The sequence below is a fragment of the Streptomyces kanasensis genome (assembly GCF_043077165.1).
Classification (GTDB): domain Bacteria; phylum Actinomycetota; class Actinomycetes; order Streptomycetales; family Streptomycetaceae; genus Streptomyces; species Streptomyces changanensis.
Window position 1 is genome coordinate 12,308 of the sequence record NZ_JBIBSF010000020.1, and the last position, 25,390, is coordinate 37,697.

Here is a 25,390-nt window from a genome sequence, read left to right on the forward strand (position 1 = left end):
GTTCCTCTCTGTGGGGGACGGGGGCCCGGCCGGGTCGCGTCAACTTCTCCGGCCGGGCCCCGCGGCGTGCTCGGGGTGCTGGGGGGCGGGTTACTTCTCGTCGTCCTTCTTCTTGCTGGCCTTCTTCTTCGCCTTGCTCGCGGCCTTCTTGGCGCCGCTGGCGAGCCAGCCCGGCGCCTTGGACAGCAGCAGGACCAGGACGAAGACGACGACGGCCGCGATGCCTGCCTCCTGCCAGGTCCACCCGTGGTTAACGGGCAGGACCCACAGCGTCGTGATCCCGGCGGGGGCCGCGACGATCAGCAGCGGCGGCAGGTTGCGCGGGGTCGTTCCGCTCATGCGGTGTGCTCCAGTTCCTTCTCGCTCCGGTCGGTGTCCTGCTGGGCCGCGCGGGCCTTCTCGATCTCCTCGGCCATCGCCTCGGCGAACCCGGGCTGCGCCTCCAGCAGCGCCAGCAGCGCGGGCCCGTCCTGGCGGCGGACACCGATCTGCTTGGCGAGGGTGTAGGGGGAGAAGAAGCCGTTCCCGGTCCGCCGCCGCGTGTCGGTCGCGGCCGCGTACGCCAGTTCCCGGGCGACCCGGAACGCCTTGTCCAGGTGCTCGCTCAGATCGCGTTCCGTTCCTGCCTTCGAGCCGTTCCCGCCCGCCGACGCCGCCGCGTTCCGGGCGGGCGCCGGGGCGTTTCGCTCACCCTGGTCGGCACCGTTCCGCGCGGGGGCCTGGGGGGCCGACTCCCCAGACGGGAACTGGATTTTGGCGTCCTCGGAACGCTCACCGAAGTACCCGGAACCGGTCGACGGCGGGAGCACGGGAACCCACTCGCCCCCCACCCACGGCAGCCCCCGGTACATCTGCGAACTGAGCCGCGCCTCGGCCTTGAACTTCTCCTTCTCGGCCCGGTCCCGGAACTCCTCGGCACGGGCCCGCATCTCGTCCGCACGGGCCTGGGCCGCCTCGGCGGAACTCTCCGCGATGGCCGCCTCGGTGGTGGCCGCCTCCAGGGAACGCTTCAGTTCACGCACCCGGCGGCGGCCCACCTTGGAACGCGCCCGCTCCATCCGGGCATCGGCCCGGCGCCGGCGCCGCACCCGCGCGGCCGTCGTGCCGGGCTGGCCGCCGTGGTGCGACTCCCACGCCTGGTCCCATGCCTTCTGGACCGTGATCGTCTTGCGGTACGGGGCCCGGATGCGCCAGGCGGTCAGCGACACCAGGGGGTGCGCGATCCACCGGGCGAGCTGCTCGCGAACCTCGGCGGCCGTCCGGCCGCTCTGGGTGTGCTGGAGCAGGCCGACCACCAGCTCGAAGGCGAGCACACCCGCGAGGCTCGCGAGGGCGTTGACCTGACCGGCTTCGGGACTGGGCGAGTGCAGCAGGTTCAGGGTCGCCGCGATCAGCGCGCTGATCGCGGTCATCACCCGGTAGCGGCCCGCCGGCGCCCCGCGCCGGACGGCCAGGATGGTCAGGGACGCGGAGGTCCACGTCAGCCCCTCGACCACGCCCGGGACGACCCAGGACCGGTCACCCAGGTCCTCGCGCATCGCCTCGGCCTGCGCCGGCCACGCGATCCACACGGACGCCACGATCAGCGCGGCGACGGCCGTGACCGCGACGATCACGGGCAGGGCGTGGATCAGGGCCTTGCCGCGCGCCTTCCACTTCTGGACCTTCTCCTTGCGGACGCGGGCCTTCTCCTCGCGGGCGGCCTGACGGCGGCGGCGCTCGACCCTCTGCCGCTTCTCCTCGATGTCCAGGCTCTTGTCCTCGACGTCGAGCTCGGCGAGCTTCTCGTCCTTCTCGGCCGCGACCTCGGCCTGCTTGGCACGGGCTCCGGCCTCCTTGGCCGCGGCCCGCCCGACCTGGCGGCGGTCGGTGCGGGTCATCAGGGGATTGGTGTCGGTCTCGGTGCGGGGTTCGGTGATGGTCATCGGGCGGTGTTCTCCTGAGCACGGGGGGTGGCGGCTCGTACGGGGGGCTTCGGCAGGTTCTGGCTGGCGTAGACCTGGGTGCAGCGGCCCAGCTCGTGCGCCTCGTCGCGGTCGGCCAGGCGGTGGGCGTCCAGGGCCGCGCGGGTCAGCGGGAGGGTGCAGCGGTTCCTCATGTCGTCACCGCCCGAGCGGCCGCGCTGTGGGCGGCGGCGTTGATCCCGCGGCGGGCCATGAGGATCACGCCGAACGCACCGGCGACCAGAAAGACGGCGGCCGCGATGACGACGACGGCGAGCGCGGCCGCGCCGACGACGATGACGAACAGCGGAACGACCAGGAAGAACAGGCCGGTGTGGAGCTCGTCGACGCGGACGAGGAACAGGCGGATGAAGGCGTTGATCGCCTCGATGGTGCGGGCGTCGAACTTCACGCGGCCCACCCCCCGGCGATCTCGTCGTCCAGGCCGAGGCCAGCGGCGGCGTCCTCGGCGTGCTCCAGCTCGTCGACAAGGGCGAGCAGGGCCGGGCGGGCCGTGGTGGTGCGGCTGCGGGCGGTAAGGGCGTCGGTGTCGCCCAGGTCCAGCAGCAGCGTGGCGACGAACTCGATGCGGGCACCGCGGGTCGAGTCGGCCGGGCCCAGGAAGAAGGCTTCCGGCTGGCCGGTGAGAGTGGACAACGCATGCAGCGCGGCCCCGTACGGGGGCCTGGAGACATGGGTGTGCGTGGACACAGGTGTGGCCCTTCTAGGTGCGGTTTTCGAGGTGCGGACCGCCGAAGTGCCACCTCCGGACGGTCCGGGCAGAGGGGGCCTTAGCTCTGCGAACTCGGCCGTCTTCCGCCTACGACTCACACACTAGCCCTTGAACCCTTGAAGTTCAAGGGTCTATGCTGCGAGGACATCGCACAAAGGAGAACAGCCAGTGAAACGGGGAATCGCGGTGCGCGAGCGACGCGCCGGGTCGGCCGAACCGACATGGACCTCTAATCTCTTGAGGTCAAGAAGCCCAAGGGTTCAGGGGAGAGAGATGCCGCAGCCGTCCAACGACGCCGACCCTTCCAGCACACTCAGGCCCAAGTGGGTGCCGCTGCGTAAAGATCAGTACCAGCACCTCGCAGACCTGGCCCGGGACCTTCAGGACGCCCGGACCACCAAGACGGAACGCATCACGGAGAACACCCTGATCCGTGTGGCCATTGACATCATCACGACTCACCCGGAGCTGCTCGCCGGCAACACCGAGGACGAACTACGTTCGCACGCGCTGATGTCCCTCAGAACCCCGGCTTCGACCGACGAACAGTCAACACAGGGTGGCGGCCAATGACTTCGCGTGTCCGGCTACATACCCGTTACGGTGCGTGTGGTCGGATACATGATCGGGGCAGGGGCAACCCTCCCCGAACTCAACAGGCCCCTTACGGGCCTGTCGGTCCGCTGCCGGAAGGTCGAAACCCGGCAGTGCGGCCTCACCTTGACCACGGGGAGGTGCGCTTTCGATGAGCGTACGGCTTCAGGCGATACCGCCGCAGCAACCTTCGAGCAGCGTCACGCCGAACGTCTGGAGACAACCGGCCAGCGCGGACTGCCCACGCCCCCTTGCTCCGCCCCGCTGAAAGTCTGGTGGCCGCCCCGCGGAAGCGGAACGGCCACCAAGTCGACTCGCCCAGAGTCAATGCCCCCGAGGGGGCCGTAACCCACACCCATCAGGTGGGGCCTCTCTGGCGTGTGCCCACACGCCAGCAGCGCCAGGATAGACGCGGCCGTGCTCCCGCAGCACACCCATCACGCCGCTTGCCCACTATCTGGCCCACGAGGCTCCCCGAATTGCCTCAAAGGGAAGCACTCGTGCCACGACAGCACCACTCGACCATCCGTTCGCACAAGCCCGGCCCCGGAGCGGCCGCATGACCGACGAGCCGGTTTTCGACGACGAGATCGAGGTCTTCAGCTCCGACGCACCACCGCTGTTCACGATGGTCCCAGAATGGATCACGTACTCCGACCTCAAACCCGCGCAACGCGACTTCTGGACCGTCCTGGCGTCATGCGTGAACCACGGCCGACCGGACAACCGCGTCTGGCCCGCCGGCCCCGAGCTGGCCGATGCCATGAAGATCAAGAACCCGGACCAGCTGAAGCCCTACCGCGAGGCTCTCCAGTCCATCGGCGCCGTGGTGATCACCGAGAAGCGCTACCAGAACGGGATGCGCCGCCGGTACGTCTACGACGTCCGATTCCACCCGCCCAAGGACTACACCGGCCCCCGCACCCGACAGGAGTGGCTGGCTCGCCGCAGTGAGCGCCTGGCGGCGCAGGCCGCGGCCGAGGCCGCCGACACCGCCGCCTTCGAGGCCACCAACCAGGGCGAAACCGCAGGTCAGCCCGGCACCCCTAAAAATAGGGGGGCCGGTACCCCCAAAAGTAGAGGGGCGGGAGCCTCTGAAAATGGGGGCGCCGGTACCCCTGAAAATGGGGGTGCAAAACCAGACCAACAGAAACCAGACCAACAGAAACCACAGACGGCGCTTGCAGCGCGTAGCGCTGGTGACGGCCGTAGGCCCTCTACCGGTAGTAGCGCGCGCGAGACGTCGAGCGGCTCCGCCGCGGCGGGCGGCGCAGGAGCGCCGAACCGGACGTCGGCTCGATCTGGCGAAGTGCTGGTGACGGCCGAGGTGCAGCGCGTGCTCGAAGGCTTTCCGGACGCGCTCCGGGAGGCCCTGGTCCGCAAGGTCCGCACCGACCGGCCGAAGACCGTGATCCAGGCCATCGAGAAGCAGCTGGCCGGGGGCGGCATGGCCCAGGCAAAGCTGCTCGGGGACCGGGTCGCCCGCCGCTGGGTGACGCACGGCTACACCAAGCACTGCGCCGAGGGGACCCTGACCAGCCCGGTCGGCGCGGTCGTCGCCATGCTTCAGCCGGGCCCGTGCCCCGAACCGCGCTGCGAGGACGGCGAGCTCGACGACGGCAACCCCTGCCGCAGCTGCATCGAGCGGGAGAAGGACCGCCGCGCTGACAAGGAGCGGGAGCGGAAGGCTCGGGCCCAGGAGAGGGAAGCCGAGTTCCGCCGCCGGGCCTGCCCGCACTGCAAGGAGGACTGGGGCACCGCCGGCCAGACGTGCGGAGACTGCGCTGGAGCCATCGCCTCCTCGAAGCGGGACGTCGCCGCCTTCGTCGATCAGGCCGTCTCGGCGTACCGCGCACGGACCGGCGGCGACGACCAGGCCGCCGCCGCGTTCCGGACCCACGTGATGGAGGGGATCGAGCAGGCCCGCCGGGCGGCGGCCAGGGAGGGCGCCGACGTCCTGGGGCAGGCCCTCGCTGTGCGGCTCGCCGCTGACGACTACGCCCGTGAGCAGAACCGGCTTGCCCAGCAGGCCGCGGTCGAGGAGAACGTGGCTCTTGCTGCGGCAGCCGATCGCCCCGACCACGGCCTGGGCGTCGCCATCCCGGCTCAGGAACCGTGGGCCGGCGACCACTGCCCCGGCCACGAGAACACCGGCTGCCCGTGGGACAAGCCCGCGGTCGGCACCGACGGCCTGTGCGCCCGGTGCCGGATCGAGGCGGTGAAGAAGCAGCCCGCCCACATCGGGTGAAGCACCACATGGATCGGCCCCCGGGGGGAGTCCCCGCCGGGGGCCGATCCATGTCCGCAGGCATCAAGGCGCCTACGGCGCGTTTGCCCAGATCAGCCCGTCCGATATCCGCACCGCCGTACGGGCCTGAGGCGGGCAGGCGGCTTCGCCGCGGTCAACGGCGCAAGCGCCTCAAGAAGTCCCCCGCCGAATCAGAGCAGCAACACCGACCACGATCCGGAAGCCGAAGATCAGACCGCCGCCACCCCCTCCCGCCGCCAGCCGCTTTTCACCACCGTCACCCGCAGCCGCTGGGCCGTCAGGTACCACTACGGCCTCAGCGTCGTCCGTGGTACACCCGACCTTCGGCCGGGTACTGGTGGCTCCTTGCCCCCAGACCCCTCGCCAGCGCCCAGGGCGCGCTGGACCGCCCATCGCCGGGGGGCGCCTCCCCCCGGACCCCCCACCAGCGCCTTTCGGCTGCGCTGGACCAGCCACTGCCGCCTGCCCTCAAGTGCTCGGCCACTCCGCTTCGCTCCGCGGCCTGCGCGCTTGACCGCTCGGGCCCTGGGGCCCTCCCTGGGCAGTTGCCCCTGAAGTTGGTGGCTGGCCAGCGTCGTGGTGTCGCCATCGACTGAGGCCAGACGCCGACCTCGGGCCGGTCGGGGTTCCGGTCACGGGCTGAGGTGGACATCGCCGCCGGAGAAACTTCACGTCATCGAGTAGGTGCAGCAGGACCGGGGCACGGCATCCGTGGGCGGTTTACGTGGCGGCCCGCCATCCGTCGAACCCTGGTGCCCTGCTGCTGAGAAGTGGCTGGCAGGAAGGGGGGTTGGTCGGGGCCGCGCTGCTTTTCGGTGCGCGGCGAAGCCGCCTACCTGCCCAGGCCCTCGTCAACGGGGATGCTGTCCGACGGGCCGGCGCGGGTGAACGCGCCGAAGGCGCCTCCGTGCTGCACGTCGTCCGCGGACCTCTACTACGTAGTTAGAGGCGAAGATCGTTTCCGCAGGTCAGAGCGTTTTGATCTGTACGTTTCCCGACAGACGAATGCAAGTATCTGCACTACCCTTCCCGATATCGGGAAACGGTCGGGTCGACCCCGACACGCCGGGCTCGCCGGGGGGCGTTTCCCGATTCCGGGAAGGGTGTGTAAGGTGGCGCCCACTTGGTTCCCGTACATGGGAAAACCCGAGGTGGGAGGCTATGGCAAGGCGCACCGGAGTGGTTCGCGAGACTGGCGAGATGATGCACGTCGACATGCTGCCGGGCTTCGAGGACGAGCAACCCAAGAAGGCCCCGGTCCGGTACAGCTGGCGTGGCCGTCACATGAACGTCTCCAAGGAGATGGGGGCGGCAGTCTGGCGGAAGGACTCCGGATACGACCGCAACGACCGGGACGTTCTGGGGTACTACATCTTCAACTCGGGCGAAAAGGCTGCACGGTTGGAGAAGACCTTCGATGAGATCGGCCAGGATCTCGGGATGAACCCCCGGCAGGTCTCGAAGTCGATCAAGAAGCTCCACGCGGGCGGCTTCCTGCTGGAGGCCGGAACCATGGCCAGGGTGCAGCTCTACCGGCTGAACGGGCGCTTCGGCTACGACGGATCGGCCGAGGACCAGGTGAAGGCGGTGGCGGACATGAGGCATCCTGTAATTCCGGCACCTACGCCGGAGTCCGCTTCCAAGTCGCGGCCTTCAAAGGAGGGCAAGTGATGAGCTCGCCGGCTGAGCAGTTCGACGTCGAACATTGGCTGGACCGCGAGCAGCTCCACGAGCTGCTGTGCAAGTCGGGCGCCCTGCCTCCCGCCGCGACCAAGATCCTGATGTATGTCGCCAGCGGGGTTCCCCTCGGTCATCGTGTCGAGGAGTCGGCTTCCGCGATCGGCGGGAGGCTCCAGATGAGCACCTCGGCGACCTCCCGGGCGGTTAACGCGCTCCTCGCGGAGGGGTGGGTGGAACCCGCGGGGCGAATCGTCGGGGTCCAGACCTACCGGGTCGGGCCGGCCGTGTACGAAGCCCTCGAAATCGACAGGAACGGCGCTCCGCTGGAGGAGGACCGGCCGCTCGCAACCGTCCGGCATCTCCCGGTGCCCACGCCGATCGACTGACGTACCTGCGCGCAAGGGCCCGCGCCCCGAATCGGGGGCGCGGGCCCTTGCGCGCGCGGACGCGTACGACGGGACCCTCCCCGCTTGACGTTTGAACTGGTATTTTTCTACGTGCCGGAAGGGGTTGGCACTCCGCCCGGCAGCCACTCGAAACCCACCGCCCGCAGGAGATGAGCAGATGAACGTGAACGCCCAGAGGCGAACCGAGCGGATCGTCGCAGACTCCCTGACGCGCAACGATCGAGTCGTGATCGACGATGACAAGCTGCCCTACCTCGTGGACGTGGTAGCGGACCTGCTGGCCGGAGGAGTCCGCGTCACGTACTCCTCCGGCGACACGGTCGAGTACGCGGCTGGCGAGCAGGTCGCGGTCGTCGACTGAGCCGGGTGACGGCGCACCCGCGGCGGCGGCCGCCGTGCTCTGGTCCTGGTCGTTGCGCTCGCCTCGAACTCGTTCCGGGGCCCGTTGGCTGCAACCAACGCCCCCCGGCTGACCGCGCCCTACCCTGTAGAAACCCGACCGAAGGGAACCCCGTGGAACACCCGTCCTCCCCGGCAACGGCAGAGCCGAAGCCGCTGCTCGTCGTCCGTGACGAGATGTGGGAGCTGCTCCAGCGCGACCCCGGCCTCGTCCAGGCCGCCCAGGCCGTGAAGGCCGACGCGTCACGGCGGGGCCTGACCGGGGCCGAGCTCCTGACGGAACTCGCCCGCCAGGGCCGGCGGCCCGTACACGCTCCGGTCCGCACCCGGCTCAGCGACTTCGATCCGCCGGAGGGATCTTCGGCGAGCGTCCCTGAGCCCGAGCCGGTCTACTGGTTCTGCAACAGCTGCGGCGAGGAGGTCGAGGACGAGACGGCCGAGTGCTGTGTGGACGGGGAGATCGAGCCCTCGTACGACGAGCCGGCCACCTGACTCGCCCCGCCGCCCGCACCGGTGGCCCCAGTTCTCCGAAGGCCCGCCCCCACCGTTTCCGGGAGGCGGGCCTTCGCCGTGCCCGCGCACGGAAGCCCTCGGAGCCCCGTATAGCCGGACTGGGGATAATTGACCTCTGCGCCCGATCCTCCTCCCTCGGGTCCGTGGGCCCTACTGGGCCCACTCCCCCTCGGGACACCCGGGCTGACGTGCCGCGACGAGCCCCCGCGACGTAGTAGCGGCGTCTCCGGCCTGGGGGGAGTGGAGGGCACCGGTGGGCACCGGGCTCAGCCCATGGGCACGGCGCCGCACCTGCGAGCGGAGCGGGCCACCGCTCAGCCGTAAAGGCGCTAGAGGTTAATTATCCCCCTGGCTTGAGAGTGCGCGCCCAAGGGCGCGCGAAAGAGGGGCGGAGGGCCGGGGCGGGGCCGTGGCCCGGGTGGAGCCCTTCCCTGCGGCCCGTCCTGGGCTGAGCGGGCCCCGCCCCACCCCTCCGCGCTGCTTCTCATCCGTGCCCCCCTGACCCGCCGTTGCAGTCTGCGGACCGTGGGGGGATGAACAGATGAAAGGACGCGCTTCGCGCGGCGACAGAAGAAGCAAGGCGCCGTATCGGTACAGGTGGTGACGCTTCCTCGGCCCTCAAACCCCCCAGGAACGGCCCTGGTTCGCCCTCTCTCGCGCGCGCAGCGCTTCCGGGCCCGATTCCGCGCCGGACGGCCTGCCGGGCGCTCTGAGGGGCTTGTGTGGCCTCGGGGTGGGTGAAGTGGTCGGCTGGCGTCCAGACCAACGCGCACTTCACGGTTCCGGTGATGTCAACTCTTCGGTGACATCACCGGGGCCGTGCGTCTGTCCGATCCCCGTGATGGTCGCGAGCGGTTCAGCTGTCCTGCCAGGCTGTGCGTGATGTCGAACGACAAGGGAGGCATGGGCCGTGATTGAGTTCGTTGGCCAGGTCGGGGACGGCCTGCCGGTATTGGATGTCCGGGCTCACGCCTGGCTGCCTGGTCCCCGTACCCCGGGCATCATCTACACCCATCAGCTCACGATCGCGCTCCTGGACGACAACGGCGCCCTGACGGACGCCAACGCCCTGATCACCCGCGCTCGCCAACTCGGCTGGGTGGAAACCTCGGACTATGCAGGATGGGCCGCTCCGTGCCCAGGCTGGGAGGCCCGGCTGGCCGGAGACCACTTGCTCGTACGGCAGCCCGACGGGGCCGCCTGGTACGACGGGACCTTGCCGACCACCGACGCCTGGCGTGCGGCGGCACGCGCGGCCGGACAGCTCTACCACTTCACCGCGGCGACGGGGGACGTGGACTCGATCGGGGACCAGATCGCGTCTGGTCGAGCCCTGGCCGTGGTCTCCACGCTGGACTGACCGGCCGCCCTCGCCCCACCCCGCTCGCCGGGCGCCGCTGGGGCTTCTTCGGGGCGATTGCTGGTTGTCGGGTACCGGCGCGGCCGACACCGTCTAGCGTGTTGCCGTCCGTCCGCAGCCAGCAACGAGGAAGCACCGGTGATCGTGGAAGAGTCGCCCGGCAGGCTGGCCGACTGGGTGCGTGCCGACGTCCGAGAGGCCCGTACGGCGCTCAGCCGTGCCCGGCTGCTGCACGGAGAGACGAGCCCCGCGTACCGGAGTGCTGCCGCCCGCTGGAGCCACCGGCAGGCGGTCCTGGACGAACTGGCCACCCGGCGCGGGGTCGGACGCGAGGACCTCGACCTGGCCGCAACACCGGCCCTGCAACTCCTGGCGGCCGTACGCAAGGTGCGGCTCGACGTCGCGGCCGCCGACCGCGGTTCGGAGTTCCTGGACGCCACCGCGTTCCTGGAGACCCCGCCGGCCGCCGAAGGCTCGCCCGGCTGAGGAGCGCGCGTCGGGGCTGCGCCGAACGGCAGGTCCAGCCCGTACGGCCTGTCAGTGCCCGCTGGCAGGATGGCGGACATGACGATCAAGGACGTGGCACGCCACGACGTTGCCGAAGAGCAGATAGACGACACCCTTCAGCGCGGAGTCCGCCGGGCCATCGACCACTGGTCCGCCATGCGTCACGACGGCCGTCCTCTGCGCCAGGGGCTGCGGGAGATGGGCGGGGACCTCCTCGACCTCGCAGGCGCCCGCACCCTGGAAGACCCCGCGCTGGACACGGCCAGGTCGCGTGAAGTCCTGCTCACCGCGGCGGAGTGCGCCCTTGGAGAGCTGAGCCTGGGCTGCTTCCCCGATGGCGACTTCGACGTCCCCCTGCCCCTCGTGGACGAGACGCTCACCAGCGCGGAGATGCACTACGAAGAGACCTGGGAGCCGGCGTCTCCGGCCACCACCGCCCAGACCTGGGTCAGGGCCTTCGCCCTGTGTGTGATCAGCGGCCTCGTGTGGGAGCGCAGCCGGGTCATCGGGCCGCTGCTGCGCGAGGACTACGCGCCCGCGATCCGCGACGGAGTGCCCTACTCGAAGCGGGAGTCGGTCTCCACGCCGGCCGACCTCGCCGAGATGGACGCGCTGTGCGAGTACCTGACCATCGTGCAGGGGCGTTACCCCGGCGCCCTTCCCGGCCCCGTCCCGCTGGCCAAGCCCGACATCGAAGCGAGGGCCCGCGCCGCCGAACGGCTCGACGCGGCCGGCGCCCTGGACGAGGACCAGCGGCTGCTGCGCGTCCTGCTCGACGACGATCAGCCCGCCTTCGAGCAGGCCCTGGCCGAGAGGCTTTCGGAGCACCGCGCGGGCGTGGGCGCCGGCCCGGCGCCGCGAACCCTGCTGCCGGTCGGGACCGCCGCAGTGGCCGCGCTCGCCTGCCTCGCGCACGGATGGCAGTTGGGCATCAGGTCGGCTTACCTGCCCGACTCCCTGCTGCGCCCCCCGCAGCACTGACGAAGCCGTCGCCCCGGGGGCCAGCTTGCCCCCGAACGAGAGTGTCAACTTTTTGGTGACAATCGCCTGTCGTGTGGAAGGGTGGCGCCCATGGCGATCGACCACGCGAAACAGCGGCGAATGCAGGAGGCGGCCGAGGAGCTGCTGCGCGAGCGCTACGGCCAGAACCGCAACTACCTCGACCCGCTCAAGCTCATGCAGGAGGTCCGGGCCCAGGCGCTCGGCTTCTACACGGACGGCGGCGAAGAGGCGCCGGAGGTCCCGGCGGAGGACGTCTTGGCCGCCCTGACCCAGATGGCAGAAGCGCGGGCCAGTCTGGACGCCCTGGAGCACGATCTGATCCGCGCCGCCCGCAGCCGTTCGGCATCGTGGCAGAAGATCGCGGACTCGCTCGGCCTGGCGAACCGGCAGGCCGCCGAGGCCAGGGCGACCCGCCTGGATCGGGCGGCCGAGTCCCACCGCGGCGACCGCGATGTCCGCGCCCAGCGGCGCGACCGCGCACGGCGCCGGGTGGTGGAGGCGTGGTGCCGCGATCACGAGACCCGTATCAAGACCGTCGGCGGCCGCCTGGTCGACGTCGCCGGCGCGTGGCCGGAGCTGGCCAGAGAGGCGGCCTACTCCCTCGACAAGCTGGCCCAGGCCACCGACGTCGTGCAGACGGTCGAGTACCTGGAGATGGTGTGCGCGCGGATCGCGCCGTACGGTCGCCAGGCCCTGAAGCCGTCCGGCCCGTGGGCCGACGAGGCAGCCCTGGTGCTGGACGCCGCGCGCGACCTGCTCGCGGAGCTGTCGGCAGTCCGCCTCGCAGCGGATGACGCCCGGCTGTCAACGAAAGGGTGACAGCGGTGTGTAGCCGCGACCGAGGCCGCGGCGCGGCCGCCGCCGTCTGGTTCGTCCGGGGGGCATGACGGCGGTGGGGCTGCGGGCAGGCCGGGTCCGGTGAGTTCGCCGGGCCGCAGTCCGAGGTCCCGCCGGAGCAAGGCCAGGTCCTGCCGCAGGGAGGCGAAGGCAAGCCCGGCGGTGGTTTGTGCCGCGGCCAGGGCCAGCAGGGTGATCTCGACCGCCTCGATGGCGTCCTCGGCTGCCGCTCCGGTCCCACGGCCCTGCTCCGCCGCCGGCATCGTGCAGCGCACAGGCGGCCTCGGCCAGTGCTTCGGCCTGCTTCGCGAGAGCCGGTGCGGCGTGGTCCTCATAGCCGGTGAAACGACCCGGCGGACCCTGGTGCAACGTGCCGGGGCGTGTCCGCCGACTGGGCGATTCGTTGTACCGGTGTGACGACTACCGACGCCGACCCCGCGTACCTGGCCGACTTCCGCGCCGCCCACACTGCGGTGCTGGGGCTGCTGCGGGGCTACTTCCGTGCGGACCAAGCCCCCGTGCTGCGGGCCCACAACGACCTGATGGCCGACCGCGACACCACAGAGCGGGCGGTCTCGGTGGCCGGCATGTTGCTGCGCCAGGGCGGCGCGGAGCTGCGGGAGAAGGACCCGGGTGCCCGTCTGCCGGAGTTGTTCGGACCGGTGAGGGTCGCCCCAGCGGACATCGAGCGGGACATCGCCGAGGCGCTGCGGGCCATGGACTCCGGTTCGCTCTCCGAGCTCTTCGGCGACGCCCCCCTGGAGGGCCCGAAGCTCGTGGCACTCGTCCACGCTGCCGCGATCCGATGCCTGCGGCAGCGGGCCGCGCACCTGAGCCGGTCGAACGTACGCCGCTGGCTGGAGGGGTGGGAGGCCACCATCGCGACCGCCGAGCAGATCTCGACGTCCCAGGCCGAGGTCCTGATGACGATGGATGCGCTGGGGTTCTTCGGGAACACGCCCGCGGCCGCCGCCGATCCCCTCCAGGAGGCGGCGCAGGTAGCGGTGCAGCTGGTGCGGGGCTACGGCCTGACAGAGCCGGCCGAGGTGGCGCGGGCCCAGCGCCGGATGGCGGCGAGTCCGGCAGTGGCCACCGAGACCCTCATGCTGGTGCGCCGAGCCATGCAGACCATCGTGAGGCTCGCCACGGCGGCCGGGGTGAGGCTGTCGCTGCAGCAGCAGGAGGAGCGACTGCACGCCTTCGCTGTGCTGGCGCCCGAGGAGACACGGGCGGCACTAGTCGCCTACCTGGAGGCGACCAGTGCCGGGCACCAGACCGGAGGCGTGGACATCGACACTGCGCACGGCCGGCAGGTCTCGGCCCACTACGCGGCCGTGTTCCTCTCGATGTACGGGGTGGCCGCACTCGGCCGGGACGGCTTCGCGGGGTGGGTGGACGACATGATGACGGGCGGCTGACGCAAAGTCGCTGCCCGCCGGCACCGGCGCCCTAGGCTGGGCAGAGCCGCCCAGGGAAGGCTTCCCCCGTGCCTTCCCTGGGCGGCTTGCCTCGTCGACCTGGCTCTGCTCGTAGTCGAGCTGCGCAGCGATCTCGTCCGTAGCTCGGTGCTGTTGGGCCGTCTGGAGCATGAGCCACATCGCGACGTCGCGCTCGACATGCCCCATCCCGGAATCCAGCAGGCCGCGCCACAGATCGGTGCTCACCAGGACGTGCTTGGAGCTGGGCCAGGCGCCTTGAGGGGGCACGGTGCGGCATACGCGGTCCTTCAGGTCGCTCAGGAACGCCAGGTTGGGGGTGTATTCGGTGACCGCCTCCACGTCCTGGTCGTCAGCGAGGTCGGCGCACACCGACTCCAGGGCCGCCCGCAGGCTGGTCAGGGCGGTTCCCAGGTGCTGAGGACATCGGGCCCTGGCCAGGGCGGGATGCTTCCGCGTCGGTGTGTACGCCTTGCCCAAGGTGTGGGCGACTGCCTGGAGGTGGCCCGCGGCCTCGTACAGCGTCTCGCCGGGATGCCCCAGGCTGTTCAGGGGGCTGTAGTCGGCGCCGTCGGCGTCCTTGGAGAACTGCCGGTCGATGCCCAGCACCTTCAGTCCGTGGACGGTGGCCAGCGTGTTCACGATGTGGCTCAGGGTGTAGCTGGCCTGAGCGACGCCCTCGGCCATGCGGTTCACGGTGCCGCGGCGCTCCTTCGCGGTGGTTTTCTCGGCCTCGGCGACCAGAGCTTTGTGCTCGGCTCCGAGCTGCTCGAAGACGGTCACGAGCTGGGTCACTGCGTGGGGCAGGCGGTCGCGGTCAACTGCGGGGTGCTCGGTCATCGGGCGTCCTCTCATTCGGCGGCGCGGCAGGAGGTCGCGGCGTCGCATGCGATGACGCGCTAGTAGGTCGCACCTTCGCGTACAACGGCGGCCGCTCCCCCTGGACACGGTCAGCCGGAGACGGACTTGGTCAGCGGCACCGGAGCGGCGCCCATGCGGAGAAACGCACCCGCGCGGCCGAGCTTGCCGGTCGCATCGATCAGGTCCGAGTGCCGTACGGTGCCGGGCCGCGGGGCTGACAGTGCCGGCCGTTCCGGCGCGGCGGTTCTTGGCTGGGGCGCTTCCGGGCGGGGCTGTCCCCTGACAGGTGATCTTGACTGATTGCCAAGATTTTGACGGCTGGGCGGTACTGCTGGCTGGCGACGGCGCCCGGTCCGAATCAGGTGGTCGGAGGCATCAGAATCGGTTGGCGGCCCAGACGGGACCTGAGCATGGAGCGAAGGTCATGGACGATGCACGCCTCTAGGTCGGCAATCAGTGGGACGCCACCGAAAACCGCCGGGTCCTCCATGAAGCCAACCACTGGGTCCACGATGTCGTCCTCCCCGTCTTTGCACCACCTGACGGTCCAACCTGGCGGGGCCGGGAAGCTGTGCTCGTAGCCTGCGCTTTCGCGGACGCACTGGAAACCGGGCTGCTTGCTGGCCTGCACGAGACGCCCGGCTTGGCGATCCAAGATCAAGGCGTTGCGATCGTCATCCCAGTCTGCGCTGCTCCTGTCCCTTATGTACGAATGCTGCAACCCAGCGCGGGCCAACCATGCGCTTCTCCTCCAGTCAGGCGGGTGGTGCCGGTCATCGTAGGGCTTGAGCGGCCCGCTGGGAGGCGGTCAAACTCACCTGTCAATAGGTCAAGATCCTCTATCAGAGGGCAGGGGCCCCTGCAGTCGTGTTCGGAACCGCGCCCCCCTAGACTCGAACGTGTGCACGATTTCGCGTTTCCTCCCGACCTCGACCGCCTGCTGGTCCTGCGGCACTGGCTCGCGCTTGCCCTGGCGGAGGCCGACACACGGATCGCACAGCTCCAGGCCGAGCAGGCCGCCCACCGGCGCGCCGCGCCGCCGCCGACGCCGGACTACCGGATCCAGCGCAGCCTCGGCGCCGTGCGCGCGCCGGTCAAGGTCCACCTGGGTGGCTGCGGGATGGGCCGCAAGGCGCCCGGCGTCTCCGAGGACACAGCACGGCGGGCCCTGGCCGAGGGCGTCCCGGCGTGCGAGGTGTGCAGGCCCGACACCGAGCTAGGGGTCCTCGACGCGGGCTAGCCACGCCGCGTGGACCCGGGCGCCCGGGCGCCCGGGGTTTAGCCGGCCTTTCGGCGCCGCGCCGGGGCCGTCTTCTTGGCCGCGGTGGTCTTCTTCGCCGGGGCCTTCTTCTTCGGGGGCGGCATCTCGTGGACGGTCGCGTGCTCCCCGCCGGCTGCATCGTCGCCGCGGGCGGCGCGGGCCTGCTCCACGCTCGCGTTGAGGGCGGCCATGAGGTCGACGACCTGCCCGGCCGGCTCCGGCTCGCCGCCGACCGGCACGGGCCGCCGGTGCTCGGCTTTCGCGGTGATGACCTCCGCGAGCGCGTCGTGGTACCGGTCGGCGAGCTGCAGGTCGTCCAGGCGGGCGACGGTCATGGCGTCCATGAGGGCGAGCGCGCCGTCGACCTCCGCGTCGCCGACGTCGGCCGGCGCCGGGGCCAGCTCGGCGGGGTCGCGGATCTCGTCCGGCCAGCGCATCGAGTGCAGGGCGATGGCCTCGTCCAGGACCTGCAGCAGCCCGAGGCGCTCGCGGCCGTGCCAGGCGAACTTCGCGATGGCCACCCGATCGGAGCGCTTCAGGGCCTCGCGCAGCAGCTTGTACGGCTTGCCGGCGACCTGGCCGTCGGCCTGGAGGTAGTAGCTGGTGGAGATCTGCACGGGGTCGATGCGGCCGCGGGGGACGAACGCGACGATCTCGATGGCCTTCGCCGTCGGCAGGGGCATCTCCCCGAGCTCCTCGTCGGTGACCTGGACGACCGTGTCCTTGGCGATCTCGTAGCCCTTGCCGATCTCGGCCTGGTCCAGCACGCGACCGTCGATCTCGCAGACCTTCTGGTAGCGGATGCGGCCGCCGTCCTCGGTGTGGACCTGCCGGAAGGCGATCGAGTGGTCCTCGGTCGCGGTCACCACCTTGATGGGGATGGTGACCAGGCCGAAGGAGATCGCGCCGGACCAGACGGGACGGGGCACCGCACACCTCCAGGCTTCCCCCCTGGTGGTGCTCTCCAGCCTAGGTCGGGTGCGGGGTGGTCGGCATCCTCCGCCGTGCGGCCGGGCCCGCCGGATCCTGCCCGGGTGCACCGGACGGGTCCGGGGCGACACTCGGAAACTTACCCCACGGGGTTGTACTTACCCCGTGGGGTAAGTAATGTGGTGGGTGTCGGAGGGGGCTACCTCCGACACCCCGCCCGGAAGGCCGACCAGGGCCGCCCGGACTACCCCGGAGGGTACCCGCCATGACCGCACCGACGATCATCCCCTGCACCAGCCCCACCGAGCTCTACCGCCGCTTCCAGGGCCACAGCGAGCCCCAGCCCGCCTACCTGGAGCTGGACCTGCGCGCCGGCACGCTCCACGCCTCCTACAACGCCGAGGTCGGCAACGCCCGCCCCTCCTCCGTCGTCCACGGCTTCGACCGCCGCTACCCCATCCCGGTCCTGCACGGCGAGGCCGCCAACCGGGTCATGGAGGCCATCGCCCCGCACGCCGCGCGGATCTGCGCCGACTGGGAGCAGAAGTGGGACGGCAACAACCTCGTCGCCCGGCTCGGCGCCGACGCCCAGGACGCCGAGGCGCAGCTGATGAAGGCGCTGGGCCTGGCCGAGGAGTCGCCCGCCGGGCAGGGCCAGCTGGAGGCGTTCGCCGCCGACGACGTGCTCGTGGTGTGGGACGTCGACGGCGCGGTCAACGGCAGTGAGGCGGACGACTACGACATCACCGCCGACACCACCGACGAGCGCCTGGACGAGATCGCCCGCGAAATCACCGCCGAGCTGGCCCAGGCCGAGCGCCAGACGTTCCCCGCCCCGGACGGCACGAGCGTGACCACCGACCCGGTCGTCTTCGTCGACGGCCTGGACGCGCACCTGCGCGAGCTGCGTGACGGCCTGAGCGCCTGACCCGCACCCCCTCCCCACTCTTTTCCCGGGGCCGCGCCGCCGCCCGCCGGCCGGGCGCGGCCCCGGGGCCCCCTCTTTCCCCTGCGAGGAGACCATTTCGATGTCCGACAACGTCACGGACCTGTTCCACCGGCGGCTGGCGGCCGCCGACGCCCGCATAGAGCGGGGCAACCGGGAGCGCACCGCCGGCGCGGACGACCGGGCCCGCGCCATCGCCGAGGAGGCCGCCCGGCGCGGCCGCGGCGGGCCCCGCCAGCTCTCGATCGAGCTCGACGTGTCCGAGAAGACGATCTCCCAGGCCATCGCCCGCGCCCGCCGCGCCGGTGACGACAACCGGCACACACTGCCCGCCGACACCCTCCAGCGGCTCCTGGCCGCCGAGCTGAACGACCTGCCGCCGCTGGCCGGGCCCCAGTGGCGGGCGCTGCGCCACCTGGTGCGCAGCACCTTCATCGACGAGGTGTGGATCGAGGCGCCCGGCGAGCTGCTCGCGCAGGAGGTGCAGGACGCCGACCTGGCGGAGTCCTTCCGCCCGGCCGAGCTCGCCGAGGTGTGCCGCTCCTGGTCCCGCGCGCAGGCCCTGGCCGTCATCGACGCCTGCCAGCGCGACGACCTGACCGCCCTGCCCGTCGTCGGGGAGGGCTGATGGCCGACCGGAGCGGCCCGCTCACCGCCCGGGGCCGCCCCGGGCAGGCACCGCACCGCGAGGACGACCAGGGCACTGGCGAAGGGCGGCGCGACGCCACCGAGGGTGCCCCCCTCGGTGCCGCTGAACAGTCGCCGCCCGGCCAGGACGCCGCTGCCCGTCCCCAGGCGCCGGTCTGCGCGGCGGCGGGCCGGGGCTGCGGCACCCTGACCGGCTGGCGCAACAGGGGCCGCTGCCCTGCCTGCACCGAGGCGCACAACGCCGAGTCGCGGGCCTGGCGCGCCCGCAAGAACGCGCTGCCCGTCGACGTCGTGGACCGCGTCGTCGAGCAACTCTCCGCCGGTGTGCCGCTGCTGGAGGCGGCCCGCCGGGCCGGGACCACCAGCAAGCGCGTCCGGCAGATGGCGGCCATCACGCCGCGCCTGGCCGCGCTGCTGGCCGAAGGCGAGGACAGGCGCCTGATGGGGCAGGTCATCGATCACCTGCTGGCCCTCGCCCGCGGCCAAGACGGCGACCCGCACGCCGGCGCCTGGCGGCTGGCTGTCCCCCAGCTGGCCGATGCCGAGTTGGTCATGCGGAAAGGTCCGGGCGCGCTCATCCGCCGGGAGGAGCAGCAGCGGGTGCTCGACGCGCTCGCCGGCGGCGCCCCCACCCTGGCCGCCGCAGCCGACACGGTGGGTGTGCCCGCCTCTCACGTCAACGCCTGGACCGTCCAGGACGCCCGGTTCGCGACCGCGGTGGCCGGCGTGCAGAAGGCCGCGCGCGACCGGCTTGTCGCCCAGGCCCTCGCGGAGCTCGCAGCGGACCGCGACCCCGAACCGGTGCTGAAGGCGGCCGGACGGAACATGGGGTGGCTTCGCTACCAGGCAAAGATCGACGCGACGGTGAGCCGCGCGTTCTCCGACGCCCGGCAGCAGCGCAGCTACGTGCGGGCAGCCGCCCGCACGCAGGCGGCCACCGTCAGGCCGCCCACGGCCCGGCGGCGCCCCCAACCGAACCCCGCGGACGACTCGACCAAGGCTCACGTCGTCCAGCAGGACCGCAAGAAGCTCGCCGCGCTGCTGCCCCTGCTGGAGGAAGGCGCGACGATCAACAGGGCCTTGGAGACCATCGGCGCCACCGCCTACTGGCTGGGCAAGGCCCGCGACCGGGTTCCCGAGGCCGACCGGATGGTGAAGGCGGCATACGAGGCCGGGGCCGGGAAGCGCCCGGTGAAGCAGACGGTCAGCGACCGCGTCTCCCGCGACGCTCGCGCCCAGCAGCTGGTGGTTGCGGCGCTCGCCTCCGGGGCCACCCTGAAACAGGCCGCCGCTCAGGCCGGCGCCGCGCCCTCATGGGTGGTGAGGCAGTACCACCGCGACGACCGCTTCCGCCACGCGCTCCTGGCGGCAGTCCAGCTGAACCCCGACTACGACCTGCACGCGGACATGGAGGATGTGATGGCCCGGCAGAAGGGTTACGTCCCCTCACCCCGCCCGCCGTCCTGACGGCGTACGGCCGGACATCGTCCGGCCGCGGGAGGCACTCGCGTCCCGCCCCGGCAAGGGTGTCCGCGGCGGACGCCCACCCAAGAACTCGCCGGCGCCTGCCAACCACAGTCCTACGGCGCTGAAGGTGCCGCGGGTCCGGCCCGCGGCCGGTGTCAACTCGCCGGGGCCCGCACGAGTCCCCGCTCTCATGTGTCTCCGCGTGCCCCGTCCACTTCGGCTCGGTACGAGGTGTCTCTGGGGCAGGGCCGGAACTGCGGGCATCTCGGTCCTGCCGTGAGCGCGGGGCACACCGGGCGTCTGCGAGATCCAAAAGTTCGCTCACGGGCCCATCCGGAGTAACGGTGCGTGCCCCGGCCAGCAGTGTCTCGAACAGCGTGTCGCCGGCCCATCCGTAGGCGTGCGGTTGACGTTCTTCAGCAGAGGTAGTCGAGGACCCATCCGTGGAGTGCGAGACGCACGATGTCTCCGTCCGCGCCCATGGTGGTTCTCCCGGCCCATCCGTAGGCGTGCGGGACGCACGGCGTCGGAGCCAACCCCATCTAGAGCCAATCCGGCCCATCCGTAGGCGTGTGGGACGCACCAGCTGTTGCATCATCCAGGTGTCCGATCCCGGGGCCCATCCGTAGGCGTGTGGGACGCACCCTTCGTGTCCTGGCTGGGGCGAACCTGTCCGGGGCCCACCTGGCTGGCGCCCACCGACACGGGGCTCAGCCCATGGGCACGGCGCCGCACCTGAGAGCGGAGCAGGCCACTGGGTCGATGAAAACGGGCAGGCCCATCCGTAGGCGTGTGGGACGCATTCCCGCGAGCACTGGCGACCAGTCGATCAGCAGGACCCATCCGCAGGCGTGCGGGACGCACCCTTCGTGGAACGCTCTGTTGAGTTGAGGGTGGTGGATGGCCAGCCGATTACTCGGCTGAGGTGGCCTCCCTGGAGGGGGAGGTCTTCCACCCGCCTAGGGCGGGGGTCTCTTCAGCGACAGGGGTCCGCCGCCGTCGCCGGCGGTCGGGTGGTCCCCGTCTCGGAGGGCGTTTTGCGTGTCCCGCTCGCCGCAGGCCACGGACGTGGTGACTGCCCTGCGCGCCGCTTTGTAGATGTTGCGCACGGCGTTGTCACGGCGGCCCACGTCGAGGCCGCAGTGAGGGCAGGTGAAGCGCTGGCGGCTGGGCGACGAGCTTGGGTTTCGCTCGCCGCACCGGCTGCACTTCGTCGCTGTGGCTTCGCCCCGGTCGAGGATGACCAGGGTGGAGCCGTACCAGCGGGTCTTGTAGGTGAGCTGGCGTCGCAGCTCACCGAGCCCGGCGTCCAGGAGGTGCCGGGAGAACATGGACTTGACCTTGACGTGGGTGCCGGGCTCCTCGACGGTGCCCTTGGCCGACGCGGTCAGTGCCGTCAGGTCGAGGTCTTCGATCGCCAGCTGCGCGGCGCCGGTGGCCAGCCGCTTCGACACACCGTGCAGGTGGCCGGCCCGGCGAGCGGCGACCAGGGCGTGAATGCGCCCGACCCGGCGGGCGGCCTTCCGGCGCCGCTTGGAGCCCTTCTGGGTACGCGCCAGGGCCTGCTGCGCGCGGGTCAGGCGGCTCAGCTCGACGTGGAGCGGCTTCGGTGCCTGGATGGCCCGGCTGTCGGGGTCGGCGGGGTCCAGCGGCGCGGAGAGGTAGGCGAGGGGGGCTGAGCCGAGGTCGATGGCGAGGAGGCCCGCGGCGCGTTGCCGGGCGGTGGGCCGGTCGGGGATCTCCTGCTGCACCTGGGTGAGGACGGAGGCGTGCCAGCGGTGTCCGGACCGGGTGATGGTGACGGAGGTGATCTCCGCGAGGCCCTTGCGGAGCAGGCGGACGAGGCGCTTGGCGGACTCGTGGAGGCGGAAGGTGCCCAGGCCGATGATGCGCAGGTGCCGGTAGTCGTCGAGATGGACGACGGAGCGCGCGGCGTTGGCGAGGTAGAACGAGTCGCGGGCCTTGCCCTTTTTCCTGAAGCGGGGCACGCCCATGCGGCTGCCGGCTCGCTTGCCGGCGGCGCTGGCCATCCAGTTCCTCCAGGCGGTATCGGCCCGGTCGAAACCGCAGGTGATCGAGCCGACAGCCACTTCGGTCCACCAGGGGCAGCCGCCCTCTTCCCGGGGAAGGTCGCGGGTGGTGCGCCAGATGCTGGCGATGTCGAACGAGCCGGGCCGGTAGGCGCCGCGGGCGGCGAGGTGCTGCTTGCTCTCCAGGATGGCGGGGCGCACCGCTTCGAGCTCACGCTTGCGTTCGGCGGTGTATGCGGCGGGGTCGGCTTGCTGAAGGCGGGCGAGGTGCAGGCGGCGGGCGTAGAGCTGCCGCTGGAGGTCGGTGCCGTCCTCGCCGGGGTCGTCGCCCGGGTCGAGGGCGGGCTTGCCCTTGTGGACCACGCGCTTGCGGTGGTCGTCCCACACCTGGAGCTCGGCGACGAGGACCTTGTTCTCCGCGCTGACAACCTGCCTGGCCCGGGCGTAGAGCTTCTTCCGCTCGGGCTTGGGGAGGCGGGCGGTGATCTCGTCGCGGGTCATTCCGGCGAGGTGTTCGGCGGCGGCCTGCTTGCGCTGGTCGTAGGCGGCGTGCTGGGCGAGCAGCATCCGGTGGGCGTGGTTGAAAGCCCAGCGTGCGGCGCCGGCGTTGCGTTCGAGGACGGCGGTGTGGTGGGGGGAGGTGTCCAGGGTGAACCGGTAGGCGCGCGTGATGGTCTCGACTGGCACAACACACCCCCTATGCGCAGAGTTCCGGGTCCGCTACGAGCGGTAAGCGTAGCGGGTGTGATCGGTGCGCGGGGCGGGAGTTGCGCATGCGCCGGCCCTCCCGTGGGGAGGGCCGGGAGGGATGGCGCGGCCCCGCCCGCGCGGTCACTGCAGGGCGGGGCCGAAGGCGCCGCCGTGGGGGTGAACGGAGGCGGTGCCACACCCGCATCATGCACCCGGATCCGGCCAAGCGGGTAGATGTATGGCGGGAATTGTTCCGCGGCCGTCGGGCAGCTCCCGGCGAGATGGCGGGCCTGCTCCGGCCATGGGGAACATCGGTACAGCGGTTCGGTGAGATTGATCTTGAAGGCTCCGTTTATCTAGGGTCCGCAGGCACTTCACGCAGTTCAGGCGGCACGACCCGCTGTCAGGCAAGTAAGGCAGGTAGCCAGGAAGTGGTTCGGCCGAACCACTTCCTGGACGGCTGTTCGTCGACCAGCGCCCCTACGCGTCTTCGCCGTACTCGGCGACGTAGGCCGCGTAGTTCTCCGCGAGGACGGCCCGGCCGGCCTCCGCGGTGAGGCGTTCGACCGAGGCGACGGCCGGGACCTGCCGGTCCTCGACTGTGGTGGTGATCAGCTCGACCTGGCGGGCCAGCTCGGCGACGACGCTGGGCGCCGACTCGACCAGCAGTTTCTCGTTCCGCCACGAAATCCGCGGTGCCCGGCCGATGCCGGTGATGCGAACCTTCGTCGCGAGGAACGCTGCGTGGCTGTGCTGGAGAGCCGGGTTCTGGGTCAGCAGCAGGTAGACCCGCTCGGTGTCACCGCCGTAGCCGACCAGCCCGGTGCACGGCGTGATCGGCCCGTTCGTGTCCCGGGCCGCCACCTCGTAGACCCGGCACTCGGTGCAGCGGAACAGGTCGGTGCTGCTCTCGTACTCGAACTCGTGGCCGCCGTAGGCGTCGTCCGGCCCGGGGGCGCCGGGGGGCGGGCCGTCGGCGGTGCGCAGGGCTCGGGTGTACTTGCCGCCCTGGCGCGCGGCCTCGCGGGCGCGCTGCGCGGCGGTGGACTGCTTCTTCGGCACGGTCGACTCCAGCCTGGCGGTATCCCCACGCTCCCCGCCGGCGAATCGGGCCGGGACGGTCTGCTGACCCGCGGGCCCCGGAGGACCTTGGCCGACTGTGCGCCGGGCGGCGTGGGCGCCCGGCACGGCGGCGAACGGCGGTACGCGTCTGGCCGTGAACTTCCACGGTAGGGCGCACCGCTGCCAGCAGAACGAGCGGCACACGGCCTGGGCGAGTGCGACCTTGTTTCGGCCGAAACAAGGTCGCACGACTTCGGTTCGGTCGAACCAAGGTTGAGGGTGGCACGTACATCACGAACATGCCGTACGTGCCTGAACGACCCGGAGATACCTGTCAGGCACGGGCCAACGGAAGCTGTATGCCTCACATGCCTTCTCCGAACTAAGGGCCCTCAAGCCAATACCCACGACGGTGCCACAAACTCCGATGAGCGCACCCATCAACTGAGACATCTCTCTCCTCCGACACACTGCTGTCGAGGTTGCGCGATCCGGGTGTTTGTCTGCCCCTTTCCGGTCTCGTCCTCCGATCTGGGCCTTTACCACGTGGTGACGTGTGCGCAGGGGTCCGGCTGGGACGAGGAGGCGTAGGCGCAGCAATGGACACCGGCGACGACGTGGGAGCGACCCATCCTCCAGAGACCAGGAGGCACGGGCGGAAGTGGAAGGTGGTTGTTCAGTCGCTGGAGGCGCTGGCAGCGCTGATCGCCGTGATCGGCGGCGCGGTCTGGGTGGCCCACGAGTTGACCCAAGACTCCCCAGTGGAGAAAGAGCAGAAGCTGGTCGAGCAGCTGCGACCGGGGCAGACCTTGGACCGCGCGATAGAGATCATGGACGACAAGCCTCACTACACGCAGAGGTTGGCATCCGGCAACAGGATCTACCAATACAATCGGAAATGGGAGCGCATCCAGCTCTTGGTGGACCCCGATAGGATCAGCGTATTGGCCGTGGGGATCTTTGCAGACAGAACAGACTTTCGCCCTGCTTTTCCGCTCGGAGAGTCTAAACAACTGACCATTAACCGCACTCCGTACAGTGAGGTATGGGAAAAGCCCTTTCGCGTGTTCGGCTACTGCGGGGCCCACTCCGGCAGCTACTTTGAGACCCATTCCTTGGGGCAGAGAGGAGTGGGAACCGCCATTGCTGTGGGCATCCATTACTCCTCCCGGGGCGACACCAGCATGACCTCGCCGTGCTTGGGAATGAACAAAGCCCCGGACGACTGTGTCCCCAATGACGTAAAGGACCACGCTAGCGGCTCGCGGCCCCACAATAACCCTCAGTGCCTGACATCTGCTCCTGCAGGCGACTTTCGGAAAAGCACTCCTATCGCCGCCCTCGTTGTCACCAAGCAGGGCAGCCTGACGGAAGACATGTTCCAGTCCCCATACGTTGTGGCTGGCGGGAACGACTGACCGGACGGCCATGGCAGCTCCGAGGGCGGCTGGGGCCGGTGCAAGCGTGCCCGGTTGCACAAATACCGAAGTTAGTTCAGTCAACACGCCTGACGCCCATTTCGCACCCGAGATAATGGAGAACCCCGGTGAGATGTGTTCGCCGGGGTCCTCCGCCTTGGCCCGGGAATCCCAGCTCGGACACCAGCCGCAAAGTAGGCGGCGTGTCGAGCTGTCACGAGAGCACAACACCGCTCCGGAGCTGGGATAACGTCCCACGGGGCTTTGTGCTCCCAGCCATGGCTGGGAGCACAAAGCCGCCCTTGTGGTGGTCGGTCAGCGGCGGGGCCGCCAGCGGGTGAAGACGCACTGGTCGTCGCCTGCGCCCAGCCGGAACGGGAGGGCGATGCGATCCAGG

At 70.8% G+C, this 25,390-nt stretch carries 24 protein-coding genes; 15 read left to right on the forward strand and 9 right to left on the reverse strand.

The features are described 5' to 3' along the window. Window positions 1-90: 90 nt before the first annotated feature. From ACF053_RS29945 to ACF053_RS29965, 5 genes are read right to left on the reverse strand one after another with little or no spacing between them, the layout of a single operon-like run. Window positions 91-339, reverse strand: a complete 249-nt coding sequence (locus tag ACF053_RS29945) for a hypothetical protein (protein WP_391956893.1) — start codon at window positions 337-339, stop codon at window positions 91-93. Continuing rightward, window positions 336-1,925, reverse strand: a complete 1,590-nt coding sequence (locus ACF053_RS29950) for a DUF2637 domain-containing protein (RefSeq protein WP_391956894.1) — start codon at window positions 1,923-1,925, stop codon at window positions 336-338. Before ACF053_RS29950 ends, ACF053_RS29945 begins: the two co-directional genes overlap by 4 nt. Next, window positions 1,922-2,098, reverse strand: coding sequence for a hypothetical protein (locus ACF053_RS29955; protein ID WP_391956895.1), 177 nt, complete (start codon window positions 2,096-2,098; stop codon window positions 1,922-1,924). The genes ACF053_RS29950 and ACF053_RS29955 overlap by 4 nt, the downstream gene beginning before the upstream one ends. Continuing rightward, window positions 2,095-2,355, reverse strand: coding sequence for a hypothetical protein (locus tag ACF053_RS29960; protein ID WP_391956896.1), 261 nt, complete (start codon window positions 2,353-2,355; stop codon window positions 2,095-2,097). Before ACF053_RS29960 ends, ACF053_RS29955 begins: the two co-directional genes overlap by 4 nt. Continuing rightward, window positions 2,352-2,600, reverse strand: a complete 249-nt coding sequence (locus ACF053_RS29965) for a hypothetical protein (RefSeq protein ID WP_391956897.1) — start codon at window positions 2,598-2,600, stop codon at window positions 2,352-2,354. The genes ACF053_RS29960 and ACF053_RS29965 overlap by 4 nt, the downstream gene beginning before the upstream one ends. A 349-nt stretch (window positions 2,601-2,949) precedes the next feature. Here ACF053_RS29965 and ACF053_RS29970 point away from each other — a divergent pair, with 349 nt between their 5' ends. From ACF053_RS29970 to ACF053_RS30015, 10 genes are all read left to right on the forward strand, one after another. Continuing rightward, window positions 2,950-3,249, forward strand: a complete 300-nt coding sequence (locus ACF053_RS29970; protein ID WP_391956898.1) for a hypothetical protein — start codon at window positions 2,950-2,952, stop codon at window positions 3,247-3,249. Between the two features lie 580 nt (window positions 3,250-3,829). Beyond that, window positions 3,830-5,518, forward strand: a complete 1,689-nt coding sequence (locus tag ACF053_RS29975; RefSeq protein WP_391956899.1) for a helix-turn-helix domain-containing protein — start codon at window positions 3,830-3,832, stop codon at window positions 5,516-5,518. Between the two features lie 1,221 nt (window positions 5,519-6,739). Further along, a complete protein-coding gene (locus ACF053_RS29980) occupies window positions 6,740-7,210 on the forward strand; it encodes a transcriptional regulator (RefSeq protein WP_330269934.1) in 471 nt (156 codons plus the stop codon). Beyond that, entirely contained in the window at window positions 7,210-7,605 is a 396-nt protein-coding gene (locus tag ACF053_RS29985; RefSeq protein ID WP_391956900.1) for a MarR family transcriptional regulator, read from the forward strand. Before ACF053_RS29980 ends, ACF053_RS29985 begins: the two co-directional genes overlap by 1 nt. A gap of 247 nt (window positions 7,606-7,852) precedes the next feature. Further along, window positions 7,853-7,987, forward strand: a complete 135-nt coding sequence (locus tag ACF053_RS29990) for a hypothetical protein (RefSeq protein WP_391956901.1) — start codon at window positions 7,853-7,855, stop codon at window positions 7,985-7,987. A 152-nt stretch (window positions 7,988-8,139) separates the two neighbouring features. Next, complete coding sequence (locus tag ACF053_RS29995) at window positions 8,140-8,517, forward strand: hypothetical protein (RefSeq protein WP_391956902.1); 378 nt, start codon at window positions 8,140-8,142, stop codon at window positions 8,515-8,517. A gap of 931 nt (window positions 8,518-9,448) precedes the next feature. Next, entirely contained in the window at window positions 9,449-9,898 is a 450-nt protein-coding gene (locus ACF053_RS30000) for a hypothetical protein (RefSeq protein ID WP_391956903.1), read from the forward strand. Window positions 9,899-10,036: 138 nt separating this feature from the next. Then, the gene (locus tag ACF053_RS30005; RefSeq protein ID WP_391956904.1) at window positions 10,037-10,384 is read left to right on the forward strand and encodes a hypothetical protein; all 348 of its coding nucleotides are present in this window, start codon (window positions 10,037-10,039) and stop codon (window positions 10,382-10,384) included. Between the two features lie 78 nt (window positions 10,385-10,462). Further along, the gene (locus ACF053_RS30010) at window positions 10,463-11,386 is read left to right on the forward strand and encodes an Imm49 family immunity protein (protein ID WP_391956905.1); all 924 of its coding nucleotides are present in this window, start codon (window positions 10,463-10,465) and stop codon (window positions 11,384-11,386) included. Window positions 11,387-11,476: 90 nt separating this feature from the next. Then, complete coding sequence (locus ACF053_RS30015) at window positions 11,477-12,226, forward strand: hypothetical protein (protein WP_391956906.1); 750 nt, start codon at window positions 11,477-11,479, stop codon at window positions 12,224-12,226. A 1,253-nt stretch (window positions 12,227-13,479) separates the two neighbouring features. Here the strand turns inward: ACF053_RS30015 and ACF053_RS30020 are convergent. Further along, window positions 13,480-14,520, reverse strand: coding sequence for a hypothetical protein (locus ACF053_RS30020; RefSeq protein WP_391956907.1), 1,041 nt, complete (start codon window positions 14,518-14,520; stop codon window positions 13,480-13,482). A 922-nt stretch (window positions 14,521-15,442) separates the two neighbouring features. On the opposite strand from ACF053_RS30020, the gene ACF053_RS30025 reads away from it, so the two are divergent. Continuing rightward, entirely contained in the window at window positions 15,443-15,781 is a 339-nt protein-coding gene (locus ACF053_RS30025; protein WP_391956908.1) for a DUF6233 domain-containing protein, read from the forward strand. A gap of 38 nt (window positions 15,782-15,819) precedes the next feature. On the opposite strand, the gene ku is transcribed toward ACF053_RS30025, so the two are convergent. Further along, window positions 15,820-16,731 carry a non-homologous end joining protein Ku gene (gene ku / locus ACF053_RS30030; protein ID WP_391956909.1) on the reverse strand — a complete coding sequence of 304 codons (912 nt, stop codon included), beginning with the start codon at window positions 16,729-16,731 and terminating at the stop codon, window positions 15,820-15,822. A 266-nt stretch (window positions 16,732-16,997) separates the two neighbouring features. Between ku and ACF053_RS30035 the strand changes: the two genes are divergently transcribed. The 3 genes from ACF053_RS30035 (at window position 16,998) to ACF053_RS30045 (ending at window position 19,793) form a co-directional block, all read left to right on the forward strand. Beyond that, on the forward strand, window positions 16,998-17,660 hold the full coding sequence (locus tag ACF053_RS30035) for a hypothetical protein (RefSeq protein WP_391956910.1): 663 nt from the start codon (window positions 16,998-17,000) through the stop codon (window positions 17,658-17,660). A gap of 100 nt (window positions 17,661-17,760) precedes the next feature. After that, entirely contained in the window at window positions 17,761-18,306 is a 546-nt protein-coding gene (locus ACF053_RS30040) for a hypothetical protein (protein ID WP_391956911.1), read from the forward strand. Next, window positions 18,306-19,793, forward strand: a complete 1,488-nt coding sequence (locus ACF053_RS30045) for a hypothetical protein (RefSeq protein ID WP_391956912.1) — start codon at window positions 18,306-18,308, stop codon at window positions 19,791-19,793. The genes ACF053_RS30040 and ACF053_RS30045 overlap by 1 nt, the downstream gene beginning before the upstream one ends. A gap of 959 nt (window positions 19,794-20,752) precedes the next feature. Here ACF053_RS30045 and ACF053_RS30050 read toward each other — a convergent pair. Together ACF053_RS30050 and ACF053_RS30055 are read right to left on the reverse strand one after the other, a co-directional pair. Next, window positions 20,753-22,510, reverse strand: coding sequence for an RNA-guided endonuclease TnpB family protein (locus tag ACF053_RS30050; protein WP_391956913.1), 1,758 nt, complete (start codon window positions 22,508-22,510; stop codon window positions 20,753-20,755). A gap of 483 nt (window positions 22,511-22,993) precedes the next feature. Then, window positions 22,994-23,575 (reverse strand): hypothetical protein, encoded by a 582-nt coding sequence (locus ACF053_RS30055; RefSeq protein WP_391956914.1) that lies wholly within the window; start codon window positions 23,573-23,575, stop codon window positions 22,994-22,996. 599 nt (window positions 23,576-24,174) lie between these two features. Here ACF053_RS30055 and ACF053_RS30060 point away from each other — a divergent pair. Next, on the forward strand, window positions 24,175-24,993 hold the full coding sequence (locus tag ACF053_RS30060) for a hypothetical protein (RefSeq protein WP_391956915.1): 819 nt from the start codon (window positions 24,175-24,177) through the stop codon (window positions 24,991-24,993). The last annotated feature ends 397 nt before the right edge of the window (window positions 24,994-25,390 follow it).

Coding starts and splice junctions, on each gene's coding strand:
- ACF053_RS29945 (WP_391956893.1), bottom strand. CDS start 339: ATGAGCGGAACGACCCCGCGCAACCTGCCGCCGCTGCTGATCGTCGCG.
- ACF053_RS29950 (WP_391956894.1), bottom strand. CDS start 1,925: ATGACCATCACCGAACCCCGCACCGAGACCGACACCAATCCCCTGATG.
- ACF053_RS29955 (WP_391956895.1), bottom strand. CDS start 2,098: ATGAGGAACCGCTGCACCCTCCCGCTGACCCGCGCGGCCCTGGACGCC.
- ACF053_RS29970 (WP_391956898.1), top strand. CDS start 2,950: ATGCCGCAGCCGTCCAACGACGCCGACCCTTCCAGCACACTCAGGCCC.
- ACF053_RS29975 (WP_391956899.1), top strand. CDS start 3,830: ATGACCGACGAGCCGGTTTTCGACGACGAGATCGAGGTCTTCAGCTCC.
- ACF053_RS29980 (WP_330269934.1), top strand. CDS start 6,740: ATGATGCACGTCGACATGCTGCCGGGCTTCGAGGACGAGCAACCCAAG.
- ACF053_RS29985 (WP_391956900.1), top strand. CDS start 7,210: ATGAGCTCGCCGGCTGAGCAGTTCGACGTCGAACATTGGCTGGACCGC.
- ACF053_RS30010 (WP_391956905.1), top strand. CDS start 10,463: ATGACGATCAAGGACGTGGCACGCCACGACGTTGCCGAAGAGCAGATA.
- ACF053_RS30015 (WP_391956906.1), top strand. CDS start 11,477: ATGGCGATCGACCACGCGAAACAGCGGCGAATGCAGGAGGCGGCCGAG.
- ACF053_RS30020 (WP_391956907.1), bottom strand. CDS start 14,520: ATGACCGAGCACCCCGCAGTTGACCGCGACCGCCTGCCCCACGCAGTG.
- ACF053_RS30035 (WP_391956910.1), top strand. CDS start 16,998: ATGACCGCACCGACGATCATCCCCTGCACCAGCCCCACCGAGCTCTAC.
- ACF053_RS30040 (WP_391956911.1), top strand. CDS start 17,761: ATGTCCGACAACGTCACGGACCTGTTCCACCGGCGGCTGGCGGCCGCC.
- ACF053_RS30045 (WP_391956912.1), top strand. CDS start 18,306: ATGGCCGACCGGAGCGGCCCGCTCACCGCCCGGGGCCGCCCCGGGCAG.
- ACF053_RS30060 (WP_391956915.1), top strand. CDS start 24,175: ATGGACACCGGCGACGACGTGGGAGCGACCCATCCTCCAGAGACCAGG.